This window comes from Gloeocapsopsis sp. IPPAS B-1203 (assembly GCF_002749975.1).
Lineage (GTDB): Bacteria > Cyanobacteriota > Cyanobacteriia > Cyanobacteriales > Chroococcidiopsidaceae > Gloeocapsopsis.
Window position 1 is genome coordinate 1 of sequence record NZ_PEIG01000012.1, and the last position, 21887, is coordinate 21887.

Here is a 21887-nt window from a genome sequence, read left to right on the forward strand (position 1 = left end):
CAAACGCTTTACAGAAATCATCTACATGGCAGAACAAAGATTCTAAACTAAACATAGGACAGGTGCTGAATTTAACGTTATTTTCAGCTTACTACCTGTCCCTTTTCTTATCCCGAACTCAGGTTAACATAGTAAATTAAACGATAGCTACACTTTTACCTTTTTGAGTGTCTCTGTTTCGGACTCTCAATTTGAAGACTGCATAACCAACCCCAGGAATTTAATCTCCTAGTAATTCTCCTTGCTCAAGTTGTTCAATGACAGGTTGGATATCACTGCGAATACTACGGTATTTCTTAATAAGAGTGCGTAGATTTCGATTGAATGTGGGCGAGGCTTCAACTTGAATCAAAGGCTGCTCACACATTTTCCATCCCTTCCCAAAGTTGGGCAACAGGAATAGTTTGTCCTGTCATCGCTTCGTGCCAAGCTTGTTGAAAGTCTTGTAATTCTGCTTTAGATTGCTCCTCCTCAATTTCTGATGGTTCTGGAATCAGGACAATTACTTCTACGCGACTATTTCTATCACTCATTAGGGGATGATCTAAAGTCAGTTGTCCTTGTTCATCAATAGTTGCCATAATTTTGAGTGCTTTCATTTTTGCTCCTTTATTGAAAATTAACAATTATCTCTTGACAGCTTTGAAAAACTGTTTGCAAATCAAATAGCAACGCTATAGACAGCTATTTAGTCTTCAATCTAATTGTTCTAACTTTAGATTTAGTCTGGAGCCTTTGTATATCTCTAACAACTAGAAATGCCATTAAGTATAAAAGCAAAATTTGTTGAAATACAAGCATAGGATCTAGTCTCCATCCTTGAAAAATTAAAATTCCTCCTGAAAGTAATAAAATAACAGGAGCTACAAAAAACTGAGTTAAGCGAAAAGCAATTTCTATTGCGGTGGTTTGCGAGTTACGGATAACAGTAATAAGTTGAGCTATTAATATGGGAACATAAAGAAAACCGAACAGAATATATGCAATTCCTATAACTGCTGCTAGCGGAATAGAACTCAACGTAACCATAATCTGACTTATTGAGTCATCAACGCCTTGATCTTACCAGGATTCATCAATCCATAAGGATCGACCATTTGTTTAAACTTTAGCTGTTCGGGGTCCATTTGTTTACGTCCGCCATCTTCAATGATGTATGTGTGCGGATTAGCAATAAACACGCCGTTAGCTTCGTGATAGCGCATAATCTCATTCAAACGTTCTTCTGTTGTATAGCGTACAAGTTGCAACGCTGCAGGAATGACTGCACCATTGACTCGAATAAATTCTAAATGCATCATGACTTCATCTCCAAAATGATGAAACATATGCTCGACAATTTGCAATGATTTATCTGCGGGAAATAAACTTTGTAAGTAGGTCATCGATGAATCAACAGTACGGGCGTGTAGAGTTGTGTGATTCCAAGTAAATTCCCCTAAATTTATACTTTTACCAACATCCTGCGCAGACTTTTGATAAGTTAGCTTCCCGTTATACTCTTGAATCAATCCTGGCAGTAATTCCAAACAAGATTCTGCCACTATTAGAAAAGCTGCATGAGTTTTATCAGGAATGTATTGACGCAATGCTGTAAAGTAACTGGGAATTGGCGATGCAAAAACTGTAATTAATTTCTTAACCATACCATCCGCATTGCCTAATGCTTGCCCAAAACGGGCGGCTGTCATGAAATCATCAAACGTGACAATCATTTCAACCCAAGGATAAGCAGGTGCAAGCGGGATTTCTAATTCAGTGATAATACCATTCACGCCCCAAGCATGATTGACCTTTTGCACATCATCACCTCGCAACTCGATCGCACGAGGTTCGTCTTCTATTGTCACAACTTTCAATGCCAAAAGATTACCGCGATCGCGCAATTGTCCATAAGTAATCGAACCAATACCCCCACTACCACCTGCAATAAATCCCCCAATGGTTGCAGTACGATATGTTGAAGGAGCCATGCGAATTTCCCAACCACTTTCCCGCGCCTTTTTATCCAACGCCGCCAACTTCACCCCAGCTTCTAAGCGTGCTATACCAGCCTCAATCCACGGAATTCTTTGCATCCGCGACATATCCAAAATGACACCACCATGTAATGGTACGCATTGCCCATAATTTCCCGTTCCTGCACCTCTCACCGTTACTGGTACGCGATACTTTGCACACACCGCCGCTACTCGCAGAACTTCCGCCTCCGTAGCAGGGCGCACCACAATATCTCCAACCTTCCCTGCCAGCTGACGGTGCAAAATCGGGCTAAAAGTATAATAATCCTGCGATAACTTCGCCACCTGTGCTGCATCTACAATCACCTCAATCTCCGCCAACGCAGCAATAAAAACCTCCCAATCAACTGATTTAATCGCTGTCCCCGTCATCCTCAATTACCTCTTTATGTTCTAGTAGTTCGTCTCCTAATTTTCATGCTTCACTGCACTTTCATGCCATTTTCCCAATACCCAATCTGACAACACCGTTAGCCCCACAAAAATCGCCACCCCTAACCCCGTCGTCAACAACAACGCTGCAAACATCCGTGGAATTTGCAAGTTGTAACTCGATATCAAAATGCGATATGCAATCCCCGATCGCGCCCCACCTGTTCCCGCAACAAACTCCGCCACAACCGCACCAATCAGCGCCAAACCACCACTAATTCGCAATCCACCTAAAAAATATGGCATAGCACTCGGCAAACGTAAATGCACTAGAGTTTGCCACTTTGAAGCTTTATACAGTTGAAATAAATTTACTAAATTGCGATCGACACTATTCAACCCCAGTGTTGTATTAGCAACAATCGGGAAAAACGCCACAATCCAAGCACAGACAACCAACGCTGCAAATGTGTTGTTTTTTAACCAAATAATAATTAAAGGTGCGATCGCAACTATTGGAGTTGTTTGCAAAATCACCGCGTAGGGAAATAAGCTTTTTTCAATCCACTTACTCTGCGTAAACAAAATTGAAATCAGCAATCCTGAAACTGCTGCTGCAACAAAAGCAACGACAGTAATTTGTAAGGTAACTAACAACGAAGCAAATAGTTCATTCCAATCTGTGATTAATGTTTGCAATACTAATAGAGGACCAGGAAGCAAATACGGTGGTAAGTTGGTCATGCGTACAAACACTTCCCACGCCACTAAGACTAGAATTCCTACAACGATTGGTGCAATAACGTCAACAGATACACACTGAGTAGCGTCATTAGTTACTTGACTAGATTTGCGACGACGGAGAATAGTCATTGCATACTATATAGGTTGCGCGATCGCCGTGCGATCGTTAGGTAATAGTTGTTCGTTCATTGTTTCCATCAAACATTGCGAGACTTCACGACAGTATTGGTTGTAAACCAAAGAGGTGCGAAATTCTTCACTACGGGGATACGGTGCATCAATTGCAATATCTGCAACTACACGCCCTGGACGTGCTGCCATAACAATGACACGATTGGATAAATAAACTGCTTCATAAATATTATGCGTGACAAAAACTACTGTCCAACGGTGCTGATTCCACAGATCGAGGACATCGCGATTTAGTTTGCTACGGGTAATTTCATCTAACGCCCCAAAGGGTTCGTCCATCAGTAGTATATTTGGTTTTGTCACTAAAGCACGAGCAATCGATACTCGCATTTTCATTCCACCAGATAACTCGCGAGGATAGCTGCGTTCAAAGCCACTCAAACCTACACGTTGAATCGCTTGTTGTACTAAGACGTCTGCATACTTTTTAGATGTTCCAGCTAATTTTAGTGGCAAATGCACATTGTCTTGAACAGTTGCCCAAGGCATTAATGCGGGTTCTTGAAAAACAAAAGCCAGTTTGCGATCGCAGACCCCCCAATCAATACTGCCAGAATTCATTTGTCCTAATCCGGCAATAATCCGCAATACTGTACTTTTACCACAACCGGAAGGACCGACTAAACTCACAAATTCTGCATCCTGAATTGCCAAGTTCATGTTGTGCAAAGCCACAGTACCGTTACTGTAGACCTTACTGACATGATTCAGCTCAATTGCGGGAATCATTTGCTATAGACTGATGAATAATTACCAAAGATATTCTATCTAGCGTAACTCTACCGTAAGCAAAAATACAAAATCATCTTTAGTTAAATAACCCGATTATCGTTGCTAACGGAATTTTCTTAAACTCCCTCACTCCTCTAACTGCGATACGCCTGCGCGCCTTTATTGACAAATTGTAAGGTAAATGCTTGTTTGTAATCTGTATTAGGTTTAAAAATTCCTGCTTGTGTCATAATCTCAAAAAAAGATTGCCATCGTTCCTCGGTCATGGCACCAATTCCGAGTTGTTCAACTTCACCTGAAGCAATAATGCCGTATTCTTGGAGTTTTTCAAGTCCATAAGCAATTTGTTCATCTGTCATTTCTGGGTTTGCTTGTTTAATCAATTCATTTCCAGGTGCTGGATTTTCTAAATAGCTATACCAACCTTTAATTGATGCATCAACAAATCGCTGGACTAAATCTGGATTATTTTCTACTAATTCACGCTTAGTTTCAATTGTTGTTGAATAAGGTATGTAACCATAATCTGCTAATAAAAATATCACAGGTGTAAATCCACCCTGTCTTTCTATCGCAAAAGGTTCAGATGTAATATATCCTTGTTGTGCTGATTGTTTATCTGCAAGAAATGGACCAGGATTAAAGTTGTAAGGGCGCTTTTGATCGTCTGTAAAACCAAATTTTGCTGCTAATAAAGGCCAGTATGTCACATTAGCAGAAGAAGATATATAAATTGGTCTACCTCTAAGATCTTCTATTGATTCGACGCCTGTGTTAGGATGAGCGATCAAACACTGGGGATCTTTTTGAAAAATTGCCGCTACAGTAATTTTAGGTATTCCTTCAGCAACGGCATTAACTGCATCGACGCCGTACCCCATAAAAAAATCTACCGCATTTCCCATTAATAACTGAGTACCAGTCGGTACTTGCGGTCCACCCATTTGAATTGTGACATCTAAGCCGTGTTCTTTGTAGATGCCTGTAGCGATCGCTTGATAAAATCCTCCATGTTCTGCTTGGGCTACCCAGTTCGTTCCAAAAGTGACTTGATCGAGATTACTTGTTGATTGAGAATTTGCTGGTGGCTGATTGTTCGTACAAGCTGCAACTACACTACTACCGATAAACAATGAACCATATTGAATAAATCTACGACGATTTACACTATGAACAGCATGATTCATTAATAAATTATCTCCTTTTTAGCTTAACTGTGCAGTACATTCTAGAATTAACCTTTGATTTTCTACTGCGTACGGCTGAATTTCTAAAGCACGACGCAAAGCTTGAATAGCAGCACTATAATTTCCTAAAGCGACATAACATAAGCCCATACCATGAAGCGCACCAAAATGAATCGGACTAAGCTTAACGACCATTTCACAATCTGCTAACGCTCTTTGGTATTGACCATTCATGTAATACAAAACAGCACGTCGGTTCCACGCTTCAGCAAAATCAGGTTGAGCTTCAATCACTTCTGTTAATAGCGCTTCGGCTTGTTCTGTTTTACCTGCTTCAACTAACGCTTGACTTTGCTGTAATAACTGCAGTCCATAAACGCCCTTTTGCCCAAACCAATGCTTCCATAACTCTTGAGTTGCCCAATTTCGTATCTTCTCATCAGGACTTTTCAAAGCTTCCAGCAGTGGATTAATAATAGATGCTTCATTCATGATTCCCGATCTAAGTTATTGAGTTGTCTAAGTATGCTACGCTACTGTATTCTGTAGCTGTATTAGCAACCACAGTTATCTTAAAACCAAGTTGATTTATTTCTTATTACTGTTGCAATAAATCTTAAAAAAATAATTCAATTTTGCCTATGATTTTATAACTAACCATATAAAACTTAAGCAAATAACTATAATTTTGTTGTATTTCAATATACCATTTTTTAGGCAAAGGATAACTTAACGTAGGTATTCTCTGCAACTTCTATATTGAGTTAAGTTTATTAATTTTTTCTAAAAAAATACATTAACTTCTTTTACTAGACTCACCAAAAATAAGCGTTCTTAACATAGTCCAGATAATGCCCACAAAAGCTGAAACTAAAAGAAAAATCATTAACAAAGCCAAGGCAGAAAATGGCGAAAATATAGTGATAAGCAGCAAAGCCAAGACAAGAATAGCTACTAATATATTATTCATATCATATAGAATTGCGCGATCGCGTGACAACTAATTATCAGGTTAATAGCCATTATTGTTTTTGACGTCTAGCCGCAGCAATATTAGCGAAGAAATTGCTCTAGCTCATTACTTGACGATCGCACTAAACTCAATGGTAATGAAGTTTCACTCACTGCTTGAGTATATGCCGAACTGAGGTAAGGGCGATATTGCGGTGAATTATTAATGTATGTCTGAAAAAATGGTACGCTCAAAGCACTTATATACGAGCGTGCAACTTCTGGAGTAGGACCAATAACTTGTGGTGGTACGGCTATAGGTTCAGAACCAGGCGCAGCTTCACCAATTGTCGAGAAGTGCGTAGCACCTACAATCACAGCTAGATACTTATCTGGAGTCGTCAGCCAACTAAATGGACGAATTTGTTCAGCTAACGTAGGAGCAATAGTATCAGCACTACCGCTGACAATCATCACCGGTACAGCGATTTGCCTAATACTAGCTTCGCCAAAAACACTACTAGTAATTGGGTTAACTGCGATCGCTGCTTTTATGCGTGGATCGCGTAAGGCATAGTCAGTCACTGGCAACTCCAACGCGCGACATTGCAGTAACAATGAGACATTCCACAAAGTAGAATCTTGCAATCTATTACAGTCTTGTTGCAGTTGTTCAAAGTTTAATTGTGCACCTGCGAGGGCTAATGCGGTATAACCGCCAAAAGATTGACCAATAACTCCCACTTGCTGAACATTAATGTTTCTAAAACGAGTGTCAGAAATGCGCAAACGTTCTAACTCATTGAGTAGATACCTGACATCTAGTGGACGGTTGATAAATTCATTTGGTTGTGCTACTTCCGCAGCGACTCCTGATAAAAGCGATCGCAACTGTTCCGCATTGCTTCCAGGATGTTCGGGAACTGCAACCGCAAAGCCGTAGGATGCTAGTTGAGTCGCTAAATAAATAAAACTTGTCCGATCCGATCCTAAGCCGTGAGAAATGACAATAACTGGTGCTGGTTTTTCTAAATTCAGCGGAAGATAGATATCTGCTAAAAATTGGCGATCGCGTCTCGGATCGAATAACGTCAGTGTTTGCTGATTCCAACTAAATGAACCTCGTTCGCGCAAATCAGGTACATCAAAATCAATTGGTGGTTGCGTAGTCGCAGCATTGACTGCATCCTGTTGCACAAGAGCGATCGCTTGCGCGGTTTGACTGACTAATCTATCTAATTGTTCTGCAATGCGTAAACTACGTGCTAAATCAATGCGAATACTGCGTGTCGGAAACTGACGTAATACATTAAGTGGAGTTAAACCATCCGGAGTTGCTGCGGCTAAAATCAATGCAGAGCGAATTGCATAAAACCCAGGCTGACGTGCTTCGGTTTGAATAATTCGTCCCAAGCGTTCTAATAAAATAATTCCCTGCGGTGTGTAGAGAAACTGTGCAACTGCTACCGGAGTTAAATCAATTTGCGTCAGCAGTACTCGTCGTAATTGTTCTAACTGTTGTGGACTGATGTATTGAGCATAAACTGCCAGTTCTTCATCCAGAATACCTTCTCGCGCATACTTTTCTAGCGCCGCTACCGAAATCGAGCGCTCAACAACTGAATAAGATGCATAAATTCGTTCCGCTGTCAAGGCTTGACGCATTATTCCTATAGTAGGGATAAAACAACACCCCAAGGAAGTTGCGACTAACCCAATTCGCCACGACAAGCGCTTGTACGCATATGAATTTTGTCTGCGAGGTTTAGAAATCAAAGCTACTCATTCCAGAACATTTTTAGCTACCTATAAATAAGCTAACAACTTTGAATTTCGTCTTTATCTCAAAACTCATAATTCATAACTCATAATTCCGCGAAGCGGTAATTTATCTAACCACTGAACGATCGCAGAATTAACTTGATCGGGGACTTCATCATGAGGACAATGTCCTGCGTTAGGAATAGGAACAACTTCAACAGGTTCGCCGCGATCGCGCATCTGTTCGTACAATTTCGCCCCACTAATGGGTGTCCAAGGGTCGTCTGCGCCCCATACTACCAGCAAAGGATGTTTCACTTTCGGTAATAACTCGGCTGGACTTGGACCTGGAGGTGCAGTGATAATTGACGCGAAAACTTGCTGTGCGCCAGGATCGCACGCTGGCTCATACAGCATATCTACTAATTCATCTGTAACAGCTTCAGGATTACGATAAACTTGCAATAACGTCCGCCGAATTTGTGATTTTTGGCGAATTCGGTTAAAAATAGTTCTTCCTGTAATTCGCGATCGCACAAGACGATTAAACCCCGCCATGAAGATTCGTAAGGGTGGATTAAGTTCATTAGGACGATGACTCAAACCGCCTGCGCTGTTAATCAAAATTCCACCTGTGGCAATTTCTGGATGATTTGCGACTACCATTAAACTCAGTAACGCTCCAATTGAGTTACCGATAAATATTGCTGGTTCTTGGATATGTTCTTCCCAAAAATCTTTCAGCAGGAGTTCCCATACATCCAAGGTATAGTTCAGCGGCGGTTTACTCGATCCACCAAAACCGAGTAAGTCTAAAGCGAACACTCGATAACCCGCATCGGCTAAGACAGGGATATTTTTCCGCCAATGTCCGATACAAGCACCAAATCCATGAACTAAGACTAAAGGACGTCCTTCTCCTTTGACTGTGTATTGAATGGTGTATCCTTGCCAATTCCAAACGTGCTTTTCAATACTGCTGGTGTATGGTATTTGCTGGGTAGTCACAGGTCTTTATTAAAATTTGTAAATCACTTTTTATTACATAACATTTTTGTAGGGAAAAAGCACTCTGGCTAAGGAGTTGTCAATTTTGCAATTAATTTTAGTGTTTGGGGCGATCGCTTTACTGTATTATCTTTGTCCGACGGATACACTGTTCTCATCCTTGCTGATAACAATAGTGCAATCTTCTAATAATGTCATTCACCTTTCGAGTTCTTAAGCAGTGGTTTTAGTGCAGCATTCGCAAACTTAGCAAAAGTAGTTAGTGTGGTTTCTGAGATAGGTCAATCTCCAGGTAAGTATAGGCGATCGCATTGTTCAGACTATACTAAATAGGTTAAATTCAATATTAAGATGTGGCATCTCGCCTGTCTTATAGCGGCAGCCAGTTTTCATCTAAGACTAACTCCAAACTATATGGGCATCCTTCTGGAAACGTTGATACGTGCATTCCTTTTTGTTTCGCTGCTTGACGACGCGCACGTTGATAGCTTGCTGCCAGTGCTTCTGCAGAATAATCTTTTAAACTAGGACTATCTTCCAATGCTAATTCAATTTGGGTACGAGCATCAGCGATCGAATCAAGCCAACTATCTGAGCGTCGCTGTGGCTGATATTGCCACTTGAGCAAGTGTAGTAAAAGACGGGTGAGTTGACTGGCAATTCCTCGCCGTTCACTCTTGCCCAAATCTTCGATCTCCTCAATTAAATGCTCTAGATCAACTTCCTGCCAACGTTATTCTCGCAATAGCTGCGCTGTTTGATTACTCCACAAATTGAAATCTGTTGAGTATGTCGCCTTCATAGATCTCCTGATTATTGAGAATGCAGCGTCACTCCAAAACTTTCGGCTGCACTAAGTAAGAATAGAAATCATCTAGCATACGTCTTAGTAATTTATAATCTAGGGAAATATCCCATCACCTACAGCTAGTCACTTCTATTAAACCGTTTCCTACAGATGTTTGTGCAAGAATTGCTTAAGTTCGTTCCAAGAATCTTCAGATGCTAATTGATTGTATGAAGAACGTTCGTGGCAGAAAAATCCATGCTCGGCATCAGGATAAACTTTCAACGTGTATTCTTTACCAAGTTCTTGAAACCGCGACTCGATCTGGTGAATGCGATCGCGTGGAATAAAAGGATCGCGACCTCCAAAGAACAAATAAACAGGTATTGTAATATTTTTTACTGCCTCGATCCACTCATCTAAAACCATCCCGTAGAAGGGCGCTGCTGCGGCAATTTCAGCCGAAAACTTACAAGCAGTCAAAAAAGTCAACCCACCACCTAAACAAAAACCAGTGACACCAATCTTATTTGGATTCACGTTCCTTCGCGATCTTAAGTAACCTAATGCTGCTTGAAGATCCTCTTCCATAGGTTTACCAAAGTCGAGCCGCCACATCATCGCCATAGCCTGCTCCACCTCATCGTAATTAAATCTGCTGTTGGGTTTGCGATAGTATAAGTCCGGTACAAGAACGACATATCCTTCTTTTGCAATGCGGATTGCTACATCTCGAATATGCTGTGTTAAGCCAAAAGCTTCCATGAGAAGAAGAACAGCAGACATACACTCAGGCTCAATAGGTGTACACAAGAAGGCGGACATCTGTCCATCAGGCGTAAGGATCGCTACTTCTGATTGTTCAATTTGCATGATTATTTATCCAGAAGAACCTACTGCTGATAGCTTAAAAAGCTAGCGAGTCAAGACTCTAGAAAAATGTTGCGGAGTTTTAGAATATTCTTGCGTTCAAGCTTGCCAAAATTGTTTCGGTGTCACGCCAAGCATACGCTTAAAATATCGAGTCAGATGACTTTGATCGCAAAAGCCCACCTTAACAGCAATCTCTGCAATACTCAACTTGCTGTGTTGCAATAGATATTTTGCTTTATTGATTCGGCGCTGCAAGATATATTGGTGGGGTGTTATGCCCATACTTTGCTTGAACAACCGCAAAAAGTGATACGGACTGATTTGAGAAATCGCCGCAATTTCTGTCAGTGTCAAATCTTGATGTAGATGTTCGTCGATATAGTCTATTATGAGAGCTAGCTTGGCTGACGATAATCCATCTGAATAGCTAGAAAGCCTAGGAGATGTCGCGCAATAGTTTCGTAATAGGTGAATTGCCAACACTGTTTTCAAACTATCAACCAGCAACTGTCTGCCAATTCTGTCAGATTCTAATTCGTCTTTTAGAGTTAGAAAGATGCTTTGTATCAGTGCGTCTGGCTTACTCATAAACTGCGGTATCAATTCAATACCGTCGGGGTTTACCCAATCTTGACCGATGTTTTTGAGCAGTATAGGCTCAAGAGCTAAAACCATAAACTGAACTGAGGTGTTCCAATTACAGCGGTGGGAAACATTAGCAGGAATAATCGCAATGTCTCCAGTACTTCGCGTCTCTTTGCTCAGCTTTCCATCTAACCATCGCTCGCCCGATGAGTCTTCTATATATGGAGAGGAAAGTCCGCAAGCAATAACGTGCATCGTGTGTTTATGCTCAGCAATCTCAAATTTTGGCTGCTGATAAAGCTCTAAGTGAATATCGCTCCAACCGCTGCTAGAGAGAATCGATGGTTGGGGTAACAGTGCATTTGCCGCATTGACTTGGCGATAGTCAATAATGCTGACGGGTTGTGGCAATTTCATCTTGTGCTCAAATGAATGAGAAGTTCTATTTTGACTTGGCGATAGTAAAAATGCGATCGCCTAGAAGTGCTGAGAAAAACGCGATCGTACCCACCAAATTTAAAATATCATCCCTGAGCAAAGTTACGCTAACTTGATCTCGACATCTACAAGTCGGCTTTTGTTGTGCTGGCAGCAACTTGTTCGCAATTCTGAATTTAATCTCTTTTTGACAAGAGTAACCTTTTCTTTCTACCTTACCACTATTAATTAGTAGCGTTGTTCAGCGAGGAAGGCGTGTTTGAACCAAGCGATCTAGAGCTAGTTTTTCTGTCACGGCGGGGAAATAAAGCAGCATTTGGTCAGCTGATGTTGCGTTATCAATCGATGGTACAGCGCCTTGCTATGCGAGCGATCGGCAATGAAGATTTGGCTCAAGAAGTTGTGCAAGATACCATGTTGCAAGCTTATCTTTCACTCGATAAACTTAAAGACCCAACACGCTTTAAAAGTTGGCTATACGGCATTGTCCTCAACGTTTGCCAGAACACTTTGCGCCGTCGGCGGGTAATCTGTTTTTCCCTTGAGGCAATGATAGGGAATTTCGTGGATGAACCGCCGCCAATCGCTGGGAATTCACCCGATCCTCAGCAAGTAGCAGAACAAGAAGAACTCTACACTGTATTACTTGAAGCAATCAATACTCTATCTCCCAAAAATCGCTCAGCAATTTTACTGTTTTATCACGAGCAATTTAGCCTACAAGAAGTGGCTAATCGCTTAAATATTTCAGTGAGTGCAGTCAAAGGGCGTTTACACAAATCTCGTCATCAGCTCAGAAACCAGTTATCACGGCTTCAAGATCAAATTCAACTCAATTCACCCCAGGAAATTCAAACAGTGACTATCAACACTTCTAGTCAAAACAAAATCGAATTTAGCTGTTCATTTTGTCACAAGAGCCAGGAACAAGTTGAGATACTCATTGCAGGTCCAGGCGTATTTATCTGCGATGCGTGTGTAGATATCTGTAATCAAATTATCAGCGGGCAAATTCTTCCGTCTCCATTAACGCAAGAGCAAATTGAGCAATTAATAGATTCAGGTAAGTTGAGTGAATAGATTGACAAAAAGTTAATAGAATGTTTGATTTATTTATTACGTTTACAAAAGATTGAAGATGCGATCGCTCAACTTCTAAATAAAGTACTAGCGATCGCCATCATATTGACTTCGTGCTGCTTCGACTTCAGGAAGGTAATTCTCTGCCCAACGACACAGCGTAGACAAGGGTCCAGTTAGCGTTGTCCCTAAAGTAGTTAAAGAATATTCCACCATTGGTGGGACAACAGGATAAACTTTGCGACTGACAATTCCATCGCGTTCTAAATTGCGTAATGTCTGCGTTAGCATTTTTTGCGAAATTCCACCAATTTCTCTTTGTAACTCGCTGTATCGCTTCGTTCCTTTAGCAAGGCGGTAAATAATAATTGCAGTCCATTTGTCGGCAATAAGATCTAAAACTTGCCGTGAGGGACAATTAGCATCACAAACACTATTTTCTTGATTGCGCACCATAAAGTATGTATAGCACTTTTCAGTGCCTTCTTGTCAAAAAGAGTGAGTAATTGACACAATCATAAAACTACTACAAAATTTGAGGAACTGAGAAATAGGAAACCTCGTCCCTCACCCCTCACCCCTACAAATGTACAGGAGCAGCCGCTATGAAAAATCTGCAACTGGTATCCAACGATTTCGAGAATGAGGGGATACAAACCTCGCCAACAACAAATACTACAGCAGATGAACAGTTACTTGACGCCTATTCGCAAGCTGTCATTAGTGTAGTTGAAAAAGTTAGCCCCGCAGTTGTCAATATTGATGTGCATCGACAATTGCAATCACGGCGCAGGAACAATCAAGCCTTCATGCAAGAAGTACGCGGTAACGGTTCTGGCTTTATTTTCACTAAAGATGGTTATATTCTCACGAATAGTCATGTTGTCCACGATGCAACCAAAATCGAGGTGATACTCTCAGATGGTCGCAATTTTATCGCAGAATTAATTGGTGACGATCCTGATACCGATTTAGCAGTCATTAGAATTGATGCACCTAATCTTGTGGCTGCCAAATTAGGAGATTCGCAATCGTTACGTGCAGGACAACTTGCGATCGCAATTGGCAATCCTTATGGTTTCCAAACTACGGTAACAACAGGTGTCGTCAGTGCTTTAGGGCGTTCATTTCGTTCGCGTTCTGGTCGATTGATAGATAATATCATTCAAACTGATGCCGCTTTGAATCCTGGTAACTCTGGTGGACCACTCGTAACATCTCATGGTGAAGTGATTGGTGTCAATACAGCCGTGATTATGTCAGCACAGGGTATTTGCTTTGCTGTACCGATTAATACTGCCAAGATGATTATTGGATCGCTAATTCGCGATGGAAAAGTCCGGCGCGGTTACATTGGTATCGGTGGGCAAAATGTACCGCTACCGCGTCGGGTCGTGCTATTTCATGAATTATCCTTAGAAAGCGGTGTTTTGGTAATTTCCACCGAAGAAAATAGCCCAGCCCAAAAAGCAGGTTTACAAGAAGGTGATGTCATCGTGGGTATCAATCAACAACCAATTGCAAATATCGATGACTTGCATAAACTATTAACTCACGATCAAGTTGGAGTGCGATCGCAGCTTATAGTTCTCCGTCGTTATCAAAAGCTACTTGTAGATATTGTTCCTGAGGAGTCACCAGGTGGGTAATTGCTAACTGGCTATTGGTAATTGAGTAAAGCAGCGCCAAATGTTATTGCTTACCTATAAGAGCGTACTTTCAATTACTCTAGGAGACAATCATGGCAACGATGAAAGCTATACAGATTCACTCGTATGGTGGATCAGAGGTTCTCAGATACGAAGATGCACCACAACCAAATATTACCGACGACGAAATCCTTGTTCAAGTTCATGCGGCTAGTGTCAATCCAGTTGATTGGAAAATTCGTGAAGGCTATATGCAGCAAAGCCTCAAGCACAAAATGCCACTGATTTTAGGTTGGGATGTTTCTGGAGTTGTTGTCAAAGTCGGCTCAAATGTAAGTGAGATTCAAGTAGGTGATGATATTTATGCTTACACGAGTTTGAGCCGAGACGGTGCTTATGCTGAGTATATTGCAGTTCGTGCCAATGAAGTTGCCCATAAGCCTAAATCTCTCGATTACATCGCCGCAGCATCTGTACCAGTAGTCGCATTAACCGCATATCAAGCTTTGTTTGATGCAGCAAAATTATCCGCAGGACAAACTGTGTTAATTCATGCCGCAGCAGGAGGTGTCGGCAGTTTTGCAGTACAGTTAGCAAAGAATAAAGGTGCGCATGTGATTGGTACAGCATCAGCCCGAAATCACAATTTTTTACAAGAACTCGGAGTTGATGAAGCAATTGATTACAACCAAGTTCGCTTCGAGGACGTGGTTTATGATGTTGATGTGGTTTTCGACACAATCGGGGATGAAGTTCAGGAACGCTCCTGGAAAGTTCTTAAAACTGGTGGTATATTGGTATCAATTGTCTCACCACCTTCCCAGTCAACTGCCACTCAACACAAGGTTCGTGCAGCTTTTGTTGCAGTTCAGCCGAATAAAGCACAACTCGCGGAAATTGCCGCGTTAGTTGATGCTGGAATACTCAAACCCATTGTTGACACTGTTCTCCCACTATCAGAAGCACGGCAAGCACACGAATTAAGTCAGAGTGGTCATATGCGTGGCAAGATCGTTCTACAAGTCATCGGGTGACATCTCTTGGTTAAACTGTCAATTACCAGAGATCTTATGAAATTTCAATCTTTGCTCATTGTCTGTAGTTTGTTACTCTTATTCAGCACAAAACCTAGTAGCAGTAACCAAAATGAATTACGTGCAATTAAGAGTGATAATGCTCAAGTAGAAAAAATAGTTGGCGGCTATAAGTTTCTTGAAGGACCACTTTGGCATCCAGATGGTTTTCTGTTATTTAGTGATACCCCAGCTAATACAATTTACAAACTGTCTTCTAATGGCAAAGTAGAAGTTTTCCGCAGACCTGCAGGATATCTTAATGGTAATGCTCTAGACCGCGAGGGTAGGCTCGTCACTGCACAACACGATCGCAGTGTGACACGTACCGAAAAAGATGGCAAAGTTGTTACTTTAGCAACTCACTATTCAGGGAAAAAGCTAAATAGTCCTAATGATATTGTTGTCAAATCCGATAACAGTATTTATTTTACCGATCCGCCCTTTGGGATTCGGAAACCTTATGCAGTGCAAGAACAACCTGAAGAACTTGGTTTTTCTGGGGTTTATCGTTTGACAGAAGATGGTCAATTAACGCTGCTTGTCAAGGATATGGAGTTACCAAATGGACTTGCTTTTTCACCTGATGAGAAACATTTGTATATTAATGATTCCCAAGAAGGTAACATTCGCGTATTTGATGTAAAAGCAGATGGAACTTTAACGAATAGTCGAGTCTTTGCAGATTTAAATGTTCCAGGAGAACGATTAGCTGATGGAATGAAAGTAGACTTGCAAGGAAATGTGTATTCAACAGGACCCAAAGGTATTTGGATTTTTTCACCGCAAGGTAAACTACTAGGAAAAATTTCTGTACCCGAAGGTACAACAAATATTGCTTGGGGCGGTAAAGATTATAAAACACTCTACATTACAACTTATACGAGTCTCTACCAAATTCCACTTAATGTTGCTGGTGTAGCACCAAGCAAAGAATAAAGTAAGCGATTGCGCTACGCGCAGTGCCCAAAGCGATCGCTTTTCCTTAACCTAGAAGACTTACATTCTGTAATAACTTTCAGTAGTGGGTTTATGACACCAATTCGCATTTTAATGCAGACAACGATTCCTCCTAGTGAGGATGACTGGACAATTGATCGCTTTTCGTTATTGCGCGACTACCTGGCATCATTAACAGACGAAACTGGAAATCCACTTTATGAAGTCACTGCACGTAACCGCGAATCAAATTCTGACGATCCGATTCTGAGTAATATTGATAACTCCGATTTTGATGAACTGTGGTTGTTTGCCGTTGATATTGGGGGTGGACTCACTGAAAAAGAATGTCAGGCGATCGCTCGATTTCGCAGACAAGGTAAAGGGCTGTTAATCGCACGAGATCACCAAGATTTAGGTTCGTCCATTTGCAATCTTGATGGTGTTGGCACTGCAAACTATTTTCATACGCGAAACCAAGATCCGGATGAATCGCGACGCTGTAACGACGATCCTTATACCACATATATTTCATGGCCAAACTATCATTCTGGTAGCAACGGCGACTATCAAAAAATTACACCAACTGAACCAGTTCACGAACTGCTACACAACCCCACTTCCCCATCTGGGGTTGTTGAGTTTTTTCCAGCACATCCCCATGAAGGCGGTGTTGGACTTGCTTCTGATGTAGAAAATGTCAGAGTTATCGCTACAGGTACAAGTAAAGTTACAGGTCGTTCTTTTAACCTTGCTGTAGTGTTTGATCGTTCCCAGGACAATAATAGTAGTCTTGGACGTGCTGTCACAGAATCAACTTTTCATCACTTCTGCGATTACAACTGGGATATTGATATGGGCTGTCCTAGCTTTGTTGACGAACCACCAGGAGAAGGTATGAAAACTGAACCACGCGCCTTAGAAGATGTCAAAACTTATGTGCGCAATATTGCTGCATGGCTTGCACCTAAATAATCTCAATTTCAGTGAATTACCTGCAACGTAGAGTTACTAGTGGCTAGTGGCTAGGCAAAACAATTACCCATTACCGATTACCTCCCAGCATGGTTTAGTTATTCAACCAAAGATGTATAACTACCATTGCACTGTGCAAACATTGAACCTTAGTCTTAACTCAAAATGTCATTAGCGAATAAAAAAGTCGTCATCATTGGTGGAAGTTCTGGTATTGGTTTAGCAACAGCCAAAGCCACACTTGCAGCACAGGGCAAAGTCCTAATCGCGGGACGTTCTCTAGAAAAATTGCAACAAGCCCAACAGGAAATAGGCGGTGAAGTAGAAATCTACAGCTTGGATCTACTTCAAGAAGGGCAATTAAACAATTTTGCACTGATATTGGTCTAATAGACCATCTCGTCATTCCTGGTAGTTCAGTTAAAACCGGACTATTGCGCGAACTTGATACCGCAGATGCACAAAAATCAATGGCGAGTAAATTTTGGGGATCGTATCTTCTAACCAAATATGCTCAGATCGCCGATCGCGGCTCAATTGTATTGTTTTCTGGTATATTCAGCCGCCGACCATCTCCTGGTTATGGTGTCTTAGCTGCAATTAATGCAGCAGTGGAAGCTTTCGGTCGTGCATTAGCGCTAGAACTTGCACCTGTGCGAGTCAATGTAGTTTCTCCTGGCTTAGTTGATACTCCCGTATATGCCGGAATGCCACAACAGCAGCGCGAAGCATTTTGGCAGAGTACAGCTGATAAACTGCCAGTAAAAGGTATTGGTCAACCAGAAGACATTGCAGCTACAGTTTTATACTTGCTAGAAAATAGTTACACAACAGAAACTGTAATTGATGTTGACGGCGGTAGTTTACTCGTTTGAGCATCTCAAATCTGCAACTTAGGTCTAATAAACTGACAACACTGTAGTAGAGTTACTTGAAATTTTTAAAGGAAAGAATAATGGCAAATAAATTAGATGGAAAAGTTGCGTTAATTACAGGTGCGTCTTCTGGTATTGGTGAAGCGTCTGCATTAGCATTAGCTGCTGAGGGTGCGAAAGTCGTTTTAGCCGCACGTCGTCTCGACCGCTTAGAGAAATTAGTCAGCCAAGTTAAAGATAGTGGAAAAGAAGCGATCGCAATTCAAACTGATATCACCGACCAAGCCCAAACAACCGAGATGCTGCAAAAAGCCAATGCTAATTTTGGTAGTGTAGACATCTTGATTAATAACGCAGGTGTCATGCTTACAGGACTAGTTGATGGTGCAGATACCTTAGACTGGCGGCGAATGGTCGATATCGATCTTCTCGGATTAATGTACGCAACGCACGCAGCTTTACCAATTATGAAAGAGCAAGGTAGCGGACATATTATTAATATTGCTTCAGTAGCAGGTCGGCTGACTTTTGCCAATTTTGCAGTTTACAATGCGGTCAAGTTTGGCGTTGTTGCTTTTAGTGATGCGCTGCGTAAGGAAGTGTACCAAAATAAAGTTCGCGTAACTGTCATTGAACCTGGTGCAGTTGCTACCGAATTAACAAACCACATCACCGATCAAGAATCTAAGCAGCAAGTCGAAGGAATGTATCAATCAGTAACACCTCTAGAAAGTGAAGATATTGCCAATGCTATTCTTTATGCAGTGACACAGCCTGCACGGGTGAACGTGAATGAAATTCTGATCATGCCAACAGATCAGGTATTGTAGAGCTACTTATGTAAAACGGTAATAAGAAAGCATTTAGCATTCTCGCAGTGAGCATTTAATACTTCAACACAAGCTAAATGCTAATTGCTACCAATTACTAATTACCAACGTACAAGCTAATACTTATCACTCTGAGGAAAACTAATGGAAACCGCAGATGCGATTGTGATTGGTAGCGGACAAGGTGGAGTTCCTCTAGCTGTTGACTTGGCAAAGGAAGGGCGTAAGGTTATTTTATTTGAGCGCGATGCGTTGGGAGGAAGTTGCATTAATTATGGTTGCACTCCTTCTAAGGCATTTTTAGCCGCAGCCCATGCCGCAGGACGTGCCCGTAAAGCTGATAAATTAGGCATTCACACTCAAGTTAGTGTTGATTTTTCTGCTGTGATGGAACGAGTACGCAATATTCGTCATAGTTTCAACCAAGGAACTAATAAGCGGTTGCGCGATGCTGGAGTTCAAGTAATATGTGCAGAGGCATCATTTAGTGGCGATCGCATCGTTACAAGCCAAGATATCACTGTCCAAGCCCCATTGATCATTATCAATACAGGGACATCTTCGCTAGTTCCCAATATTCCTGGTTTAGCAAAAACCCCCTATCTTACCAATCACAACTTTTTTGACTTACAGCAACTTCCACCACGGCTATTAGTTATTGGCGGTGGCTACATTGGATTAGAACTAGGACAAGGATTATTGCGCTTAGGCAGTGAAACACATATCATCGTGCGGGGCGATCGCATCTTAGATCGTGAAGAAGTAGATGTCAGTCAAACGCTTGCTGAAGCATTGCAAGAAGAAGGTATTCACCTACATTTTCAAGTAAATGTCGAACAAGTTGTCTATAACGACGATGTGTTTACGGTGACACTGAGTAATGGCGAACAACTTCAAGGAGAAGCTTTATTAGTTGCTACGGGACGCAAACCTAATACAGATCTCAATACTACAGCAAGTGGGATTGAGTTAGACAAAGGTTACGTCAAAATTGATGACCATTTTCAGACGACTTGTGCGGGAATTTATGCGATCGGAGATGTTGCCAAACAACCTGCATTTACTCACGTCTCTTGGGAAGACTACCGTCGGTTGAAAGCAATTTTATGCGGTGAAAGTCGTACTCGCAGCGATCGCGTACTCGGTTACGCTATCTATACCGAACCACAAGTTGGCAGAGTGGGAATAACGCTAGAACAAGCCCAGAAACAAGGAATTAATGCACAGGCTGTGACTTTACCCATGAGCCAAATTGCGCGGGCGATTGAATGGGGACACGATCGCGGCTTTTATCGTATGGTTATCGATCGAGATACTGACCAAATTTTAGGCGCAACGTTAGTAGGTTACGAGACTGCTGAGTTAGTTCATGTGTTTTTATCGTTAATGGAAGCCAAAGCAACTTGGCAATTACTCGAACAATCAGTTCACATTCATCCGACTTATGGTGAAGCATTGCCGAGCTTAGCACGGCTACTTTTAGGAGAGAACTTACCGTTTTGCCCGAATATGTGATGATTGGTAGTAAGCGATCGCTCTTTTTGAGAGAGTTAATTCATTTTAGGAAGCGGCATAAACACTTTTTGTAAATCATATTTTTCACTTCCGTGTGTTTCATCAGCAAGATTTGTATAAAGCCATTCAAGATGCGCGCAGAGTCCTTCCAAATCAGGAAATAGTTCTGCTGAATTAACACCTAAACGATCTAATTGAAAACGAAAAAGTGCAAACTTCTCTGGTGGGATGATTAACTTTGTTAATCGAGAAATATACGCTGCTTCTGTATCTAATGCTGCAAACTTTTCTGTATCTACATCAAAATAGTGCGCTGTAAACCAGCCCCACTGTGCTTTAATTCTCTCTGTAATGAGTCTCGGTTGAAGCAAGGAAATTTTATTAATTTGGAATGGAACTTCATGTTTAAAGGTAGATATATAATCTTCAGAATTTGGCTGGAATAGCCAAATCACACCATGTTGATTTTCAGCAGGTGGTTTGCAAACTGTAAACCAAAGCGCAGCTAGCGGAATGACACTCCAGTCAAGTAGTCGTGTTGCTAATCCATGATGTTGCATGATTGCTAACCATTCCCAATCATTAGCTGGTTTTTCCTTAAGATAGGGAACACTTAGCAGTTTAAAATTATTTAACATTGCCTGTTCAGCTTCCAAAACAGGCAACGTAGTTGACAAACGAGCTATTTTAGGTAGTAGGTGCAAGTCTCTTCTTTGTCCGCGATAAAGTGCACGTTTGCCACGGTTGACATCACCAAGACATTCTACAAATTCCGGAACTGAGTTAACAATAATTTCCTGCATTGGTCACTGAACGCCTAATGTTTTAAAGATTGATATATTCTTGCAACATAATAAGCTTGTTTAAATAAATGCTTCTAAACGTGACCTAAACCGCGAGCAAAATTTAGAATCCTTGCTGAAGCGAAATAATCTTTTGATTTTTTGTCATTGCCAGGCACTTTCACTAAACTCAAATCTTTTTCATGTCATTATTTCCACGATTGTGGCTTTCTCCAATTTGCCAAAAGAAAACTGACATCTGATGGCAATATCTTTTGGATACTCAATTTTTACTACTTTCGATTGCCATTGACACGCTGTAGTATAGTTATTGATTTCAACCCAACACTTTGTCACTACTTGAAAGTAACAATAAGCTTTTCTAAAGACTACTTGTGTGGTTTTACGTAAATCAAGGGTAATAAATGAGTAATACTGAACTAGGCTGAACTTTACAACGTAGACACTTACTATAGCAGAAATTATTTTGGTTTAAGCGATCGCTTGCCAAATACAAA

Annotated in this window: 21 protein-coding genes and 2 pseudogenes; 8 read left to right on the plus strand and 15 right to left on the minus strand. The window is 41.2% G+C overall.

From position 1 onward, the window contains the following. Window positions 1-220 precede the first annotated feature (220 nt). The 13 genes and pseudogenes from CSQ79_RS28105 to CSQ79_RS19350 form a co-directional block, all read right to left on the minus strand. Entirely contained in the window at window positions 221-367 is a 147-nt protein-coding gene (locus tag CSQ79_RS28105; RefSeq protein ID WP_289501331.1) for a hypothetical protein, read from the minus strand. After that, window positions 360-599 (minus strand): type II toxin-antitoxin system RelN family antitoxin, encoded by a 240-nt coding sequence (locus tag CSQ79_RS19295; protein WP_099702786.1) that lies wholly within the window; start codon window positions 597-599, stop codon window positions 360-362. Before CSQ79_RS19295 ends, CSQ79_RS28105 begins: the two co-directional genes overlap by 8 nt. 85 nt (window positions 600-684) lie before the next feature. Then, entirely contained in the window at window positions 685-1020 is a 336-nt protein-coding gene (locus CSQ79_RS28985; RefSeq protein WP_502693942.1) for a Ycf66 family protein, read from the minus strand. 17 nt (window positions 1021-1037) lie between these two features. Beyond that, a complete protein-coding gene (locus CSQ79_RS19305; protein WP_099702788.1) occupies window positions 1038-2393 on the minus strand; it encodes an FAD-binding oxidoreductase in 1356 nt (451 codons plus the stop codon). A gap of 36 nt (window positions 2394-2429) precedes the next feature. Continuing rightward, window positions 2430-3266, minus strand: a complete 837-nt coding sequence (locus tag CSQ79_RS19310; RefSeq protein ID WP_099702789.1) for an ABC transporter permease — start codon at window positions 3264-3266, stop codon at window positions 2430-2432. A 6-nt stretch (window positions 3267-3272) separates the two neighbouring features. Continuing rightward, window positions 3273-4058 (minus strand): ABC transporter ATP-binding protein, encoded by a 786-nt coding sequence (locus CSQ79_RS19315; RefSeq protein WP_099702790.1) that lies wholly within the window; start codon window positions 4056-4058, stop codon window positions 3273-3275. Window positions 4059-4195: 137 nt separating this feature from the next. After that, entirely contained in the window at window positions 4196-5248 is a 1053-nt protein-coding gene (locus CSQ79_RS19320; protein WP_099702791.1) for an ABC transporter substrate-binding protein, read from the minus strand. Between the two features lie 18 nt (window positions 5249-5266). Continuing rightward, window positions 5267-5740, minus strand: coding sequence for a tetratricopeptide repeat protein (locus CSQ79_RS19325; RefSeq protein ID WP_099702792.1), 474 nt, complete (start codon window positions 5738-5740; stop codon window positions 5267-5269). A gap of 561 nt (window positions 5741-6301) precedes the next feature. Further along, window positions 6302-7864, minus strand: a complete 1563-nt coding sequence (locus CSQ79_RS19330; RefSeq protein ID WP_289501332.1) for an alpha/beta hydrolase — start codon at window positions 7862-7864, stop codon at window positions 6302-6304. A gap of 186 nt (window positions 7865-8050) precedes the next feature. Beyond that, window positions 8051-8968, minus strand: a complete 918-nt coding sequence (locus tag CSQ79_RS19335) for an alpha/beta fold hydrolase (RefSeq protein WP_099702794.1) — start codon at window positions 8966-8968, stop codon at window positions 8051-8053. A 370-nt stretch (window positions 8969-9338) separates the two neighbouring features. Continuing rightward, a pseudogene (locus CSQ79_RS19340) lies at window positions 9339-9770 on the minus strand (DUF29 domain-containing protein). Between the two features lie 150 nt (window positions 9771-9920). Further along, window positions 9921-10628 carry a dienelactone hydrolase family protein gene (locus tag CSQ79_RS19345; protein WP_099702795.1) on the minus strand — a complete coding sequence of 236 codons (708 nt, stop codon included), beginning with the start codon at window positions 10626-10628 and terminating at the stop codon, window positions 9921-9923. A gap of 96 nt (window positions 10629-10724) precedes the next feature. After that, window positions 10725-11630: a helix-turn-helix domain-containing protein gene (locus tag CSQ79_RS19350; RefSeq protein WP_099702796.1), complete on the minus strand. Its 906-nt coding sequence runs from the start codon at window positions 11628-11630 to the stop codon at window positions 10725-10727. A 258-nt stretch (window positions 11631-11888) separates the two neighbouring features. On the opposite strand from CSQ79_RS19350, the gene CSQ79_RS19355 reads away from it, so the two are divergent. Beyond that, window positions 11889-12731: a sigma-70 family RNA polymerase sigma factor gene (locus CSQ79_RS19355; RefSeq protein ID WP_143755474.1), complete on the plus strand. Its 843-nt coding sequence runs from the start codon at window positions 11889-11891 to the stop codon at window positions 12729-12731. An 87-nt stretch (window positions 12732-12818) separates the two neighbouring features. Here CSQ79_RS19355 and CSQ79_RS19360 read toward each other — a convergent pair whose 3' ends face one another. After that, entirely contained in the window at window positions 12819-13187 is a 369-nt protein-coding gene (locus CSQ79_RS19360; RefSeq protein ID WP_099702798.1) for a winged helix-turn-helix transcriptional regulator, read from the minus strand. Window positions 13188-13336: 149 nt separating this feature from the next. Between CSQ79_RS19360 and CSQ79_RS19365 the strand changes: the two genes are divergently transcribed. From CSQ79_RS19365 to CSQ79_RS19395, 7 genes and pseudogenes are all read left to right on the plus strand, one after another. Further along, window positions 13337-14380: a S1C family serine protease gene (locus tag CSQ79_RS19365; protein ID WP_289501333.1), complete on the plus strand. Its 1044-nt coding sequence runs from the start codon at window positions 13337-13339 to the stop codon at window positions 14378-14380. A 92-nt stretch (window positions 14381-14472) separates the two neighbouring features. Beyond that, a complete protein-coding gene (locus tag CSQ79_RS19370) occupies window positions 14473-15414 on the plus strand; it encodes an NADP-dependent oxidoreductase (RefSeq protein WP_289501334.1) in 942 nt (313 codons plus the stop codon). Window positions 15415-15450: 36 nt separating this feature from the next. Continuing rightward, on the plus strand, window positions 15451-16392 hold the full coding sequence (locus CSQ79_RS19375) for an SMP-30/gluconolactonase/LRE family protein (protein WP_099702799.1): 942 nt from the start codon (window positions 15451-15453) through the stop codon (window positions 16390-16392). A 93-nt stretch (window positions 16393-16485) separates the two neighbouring features. Further along, window positions 16486-17367, plus strand: coding sequence for a hypothetical protein (locus CSQ79_RS19380; RefSeq protein ID WP_099702800.1), 882 nt, complete (start codon window positions 16486-16488; stop codon window positions 17365-17367). A gap of 165 nt (window positions 17368-17532) precedes the next feature. Beyond that, window positions 17533-18242 (plus strand): annotated as a pseudogene (locus CSQ79_RS19385) (SDR family oxidoreductase). Between the two features lie 80 nt (window positions 18243-18322). Then, window positions 18323-19072 carry an SDR family NAD(P)-dependent oxidoreductase gene (locus CSQ79_RS19390; protein WP_099702801.1) on the plus strand — a complete coding sequence of 250 codons (750 nt, stop codon included), beginning with the start codon at window positions 18323-18325 and terminating at the stop codon, window positions 19070-19072. A 144-nt stretch (window positions 19073-19216) separates the two neighbouring features. Then, window positions 19217-20587, plus strand: a complete 1371-nt coding sequence (locus CSQ79_RS19395) for an FAD-dependent oxidoreductase (RefSeq protein WP_099702802.1) — start codon at window positions 19217-19219, stop codon at window positions 20585-20587. A gap of 35 nt (window positions 20588-20622) precedes the next feature. Here CSQ79_RS19395 and CSQ79_RS19400 read toward each other — a convergent pair whose 3' ends face one another. Further along, window positions 20623-21390 carry an FRG domain-containing protein gene (locus tag CSQ79_RS19400; RefSeq protein ID WP_099702803.1) on the minus strand — a complete coding sequence of 256 codons (768 nt, stop codon included), beginning with the start codon at window positions 21388-21390 and terminating at the stop codon, window positions 20623-20625. Window positions 21391-21887 lie beyond the last annotated feature (497 nt).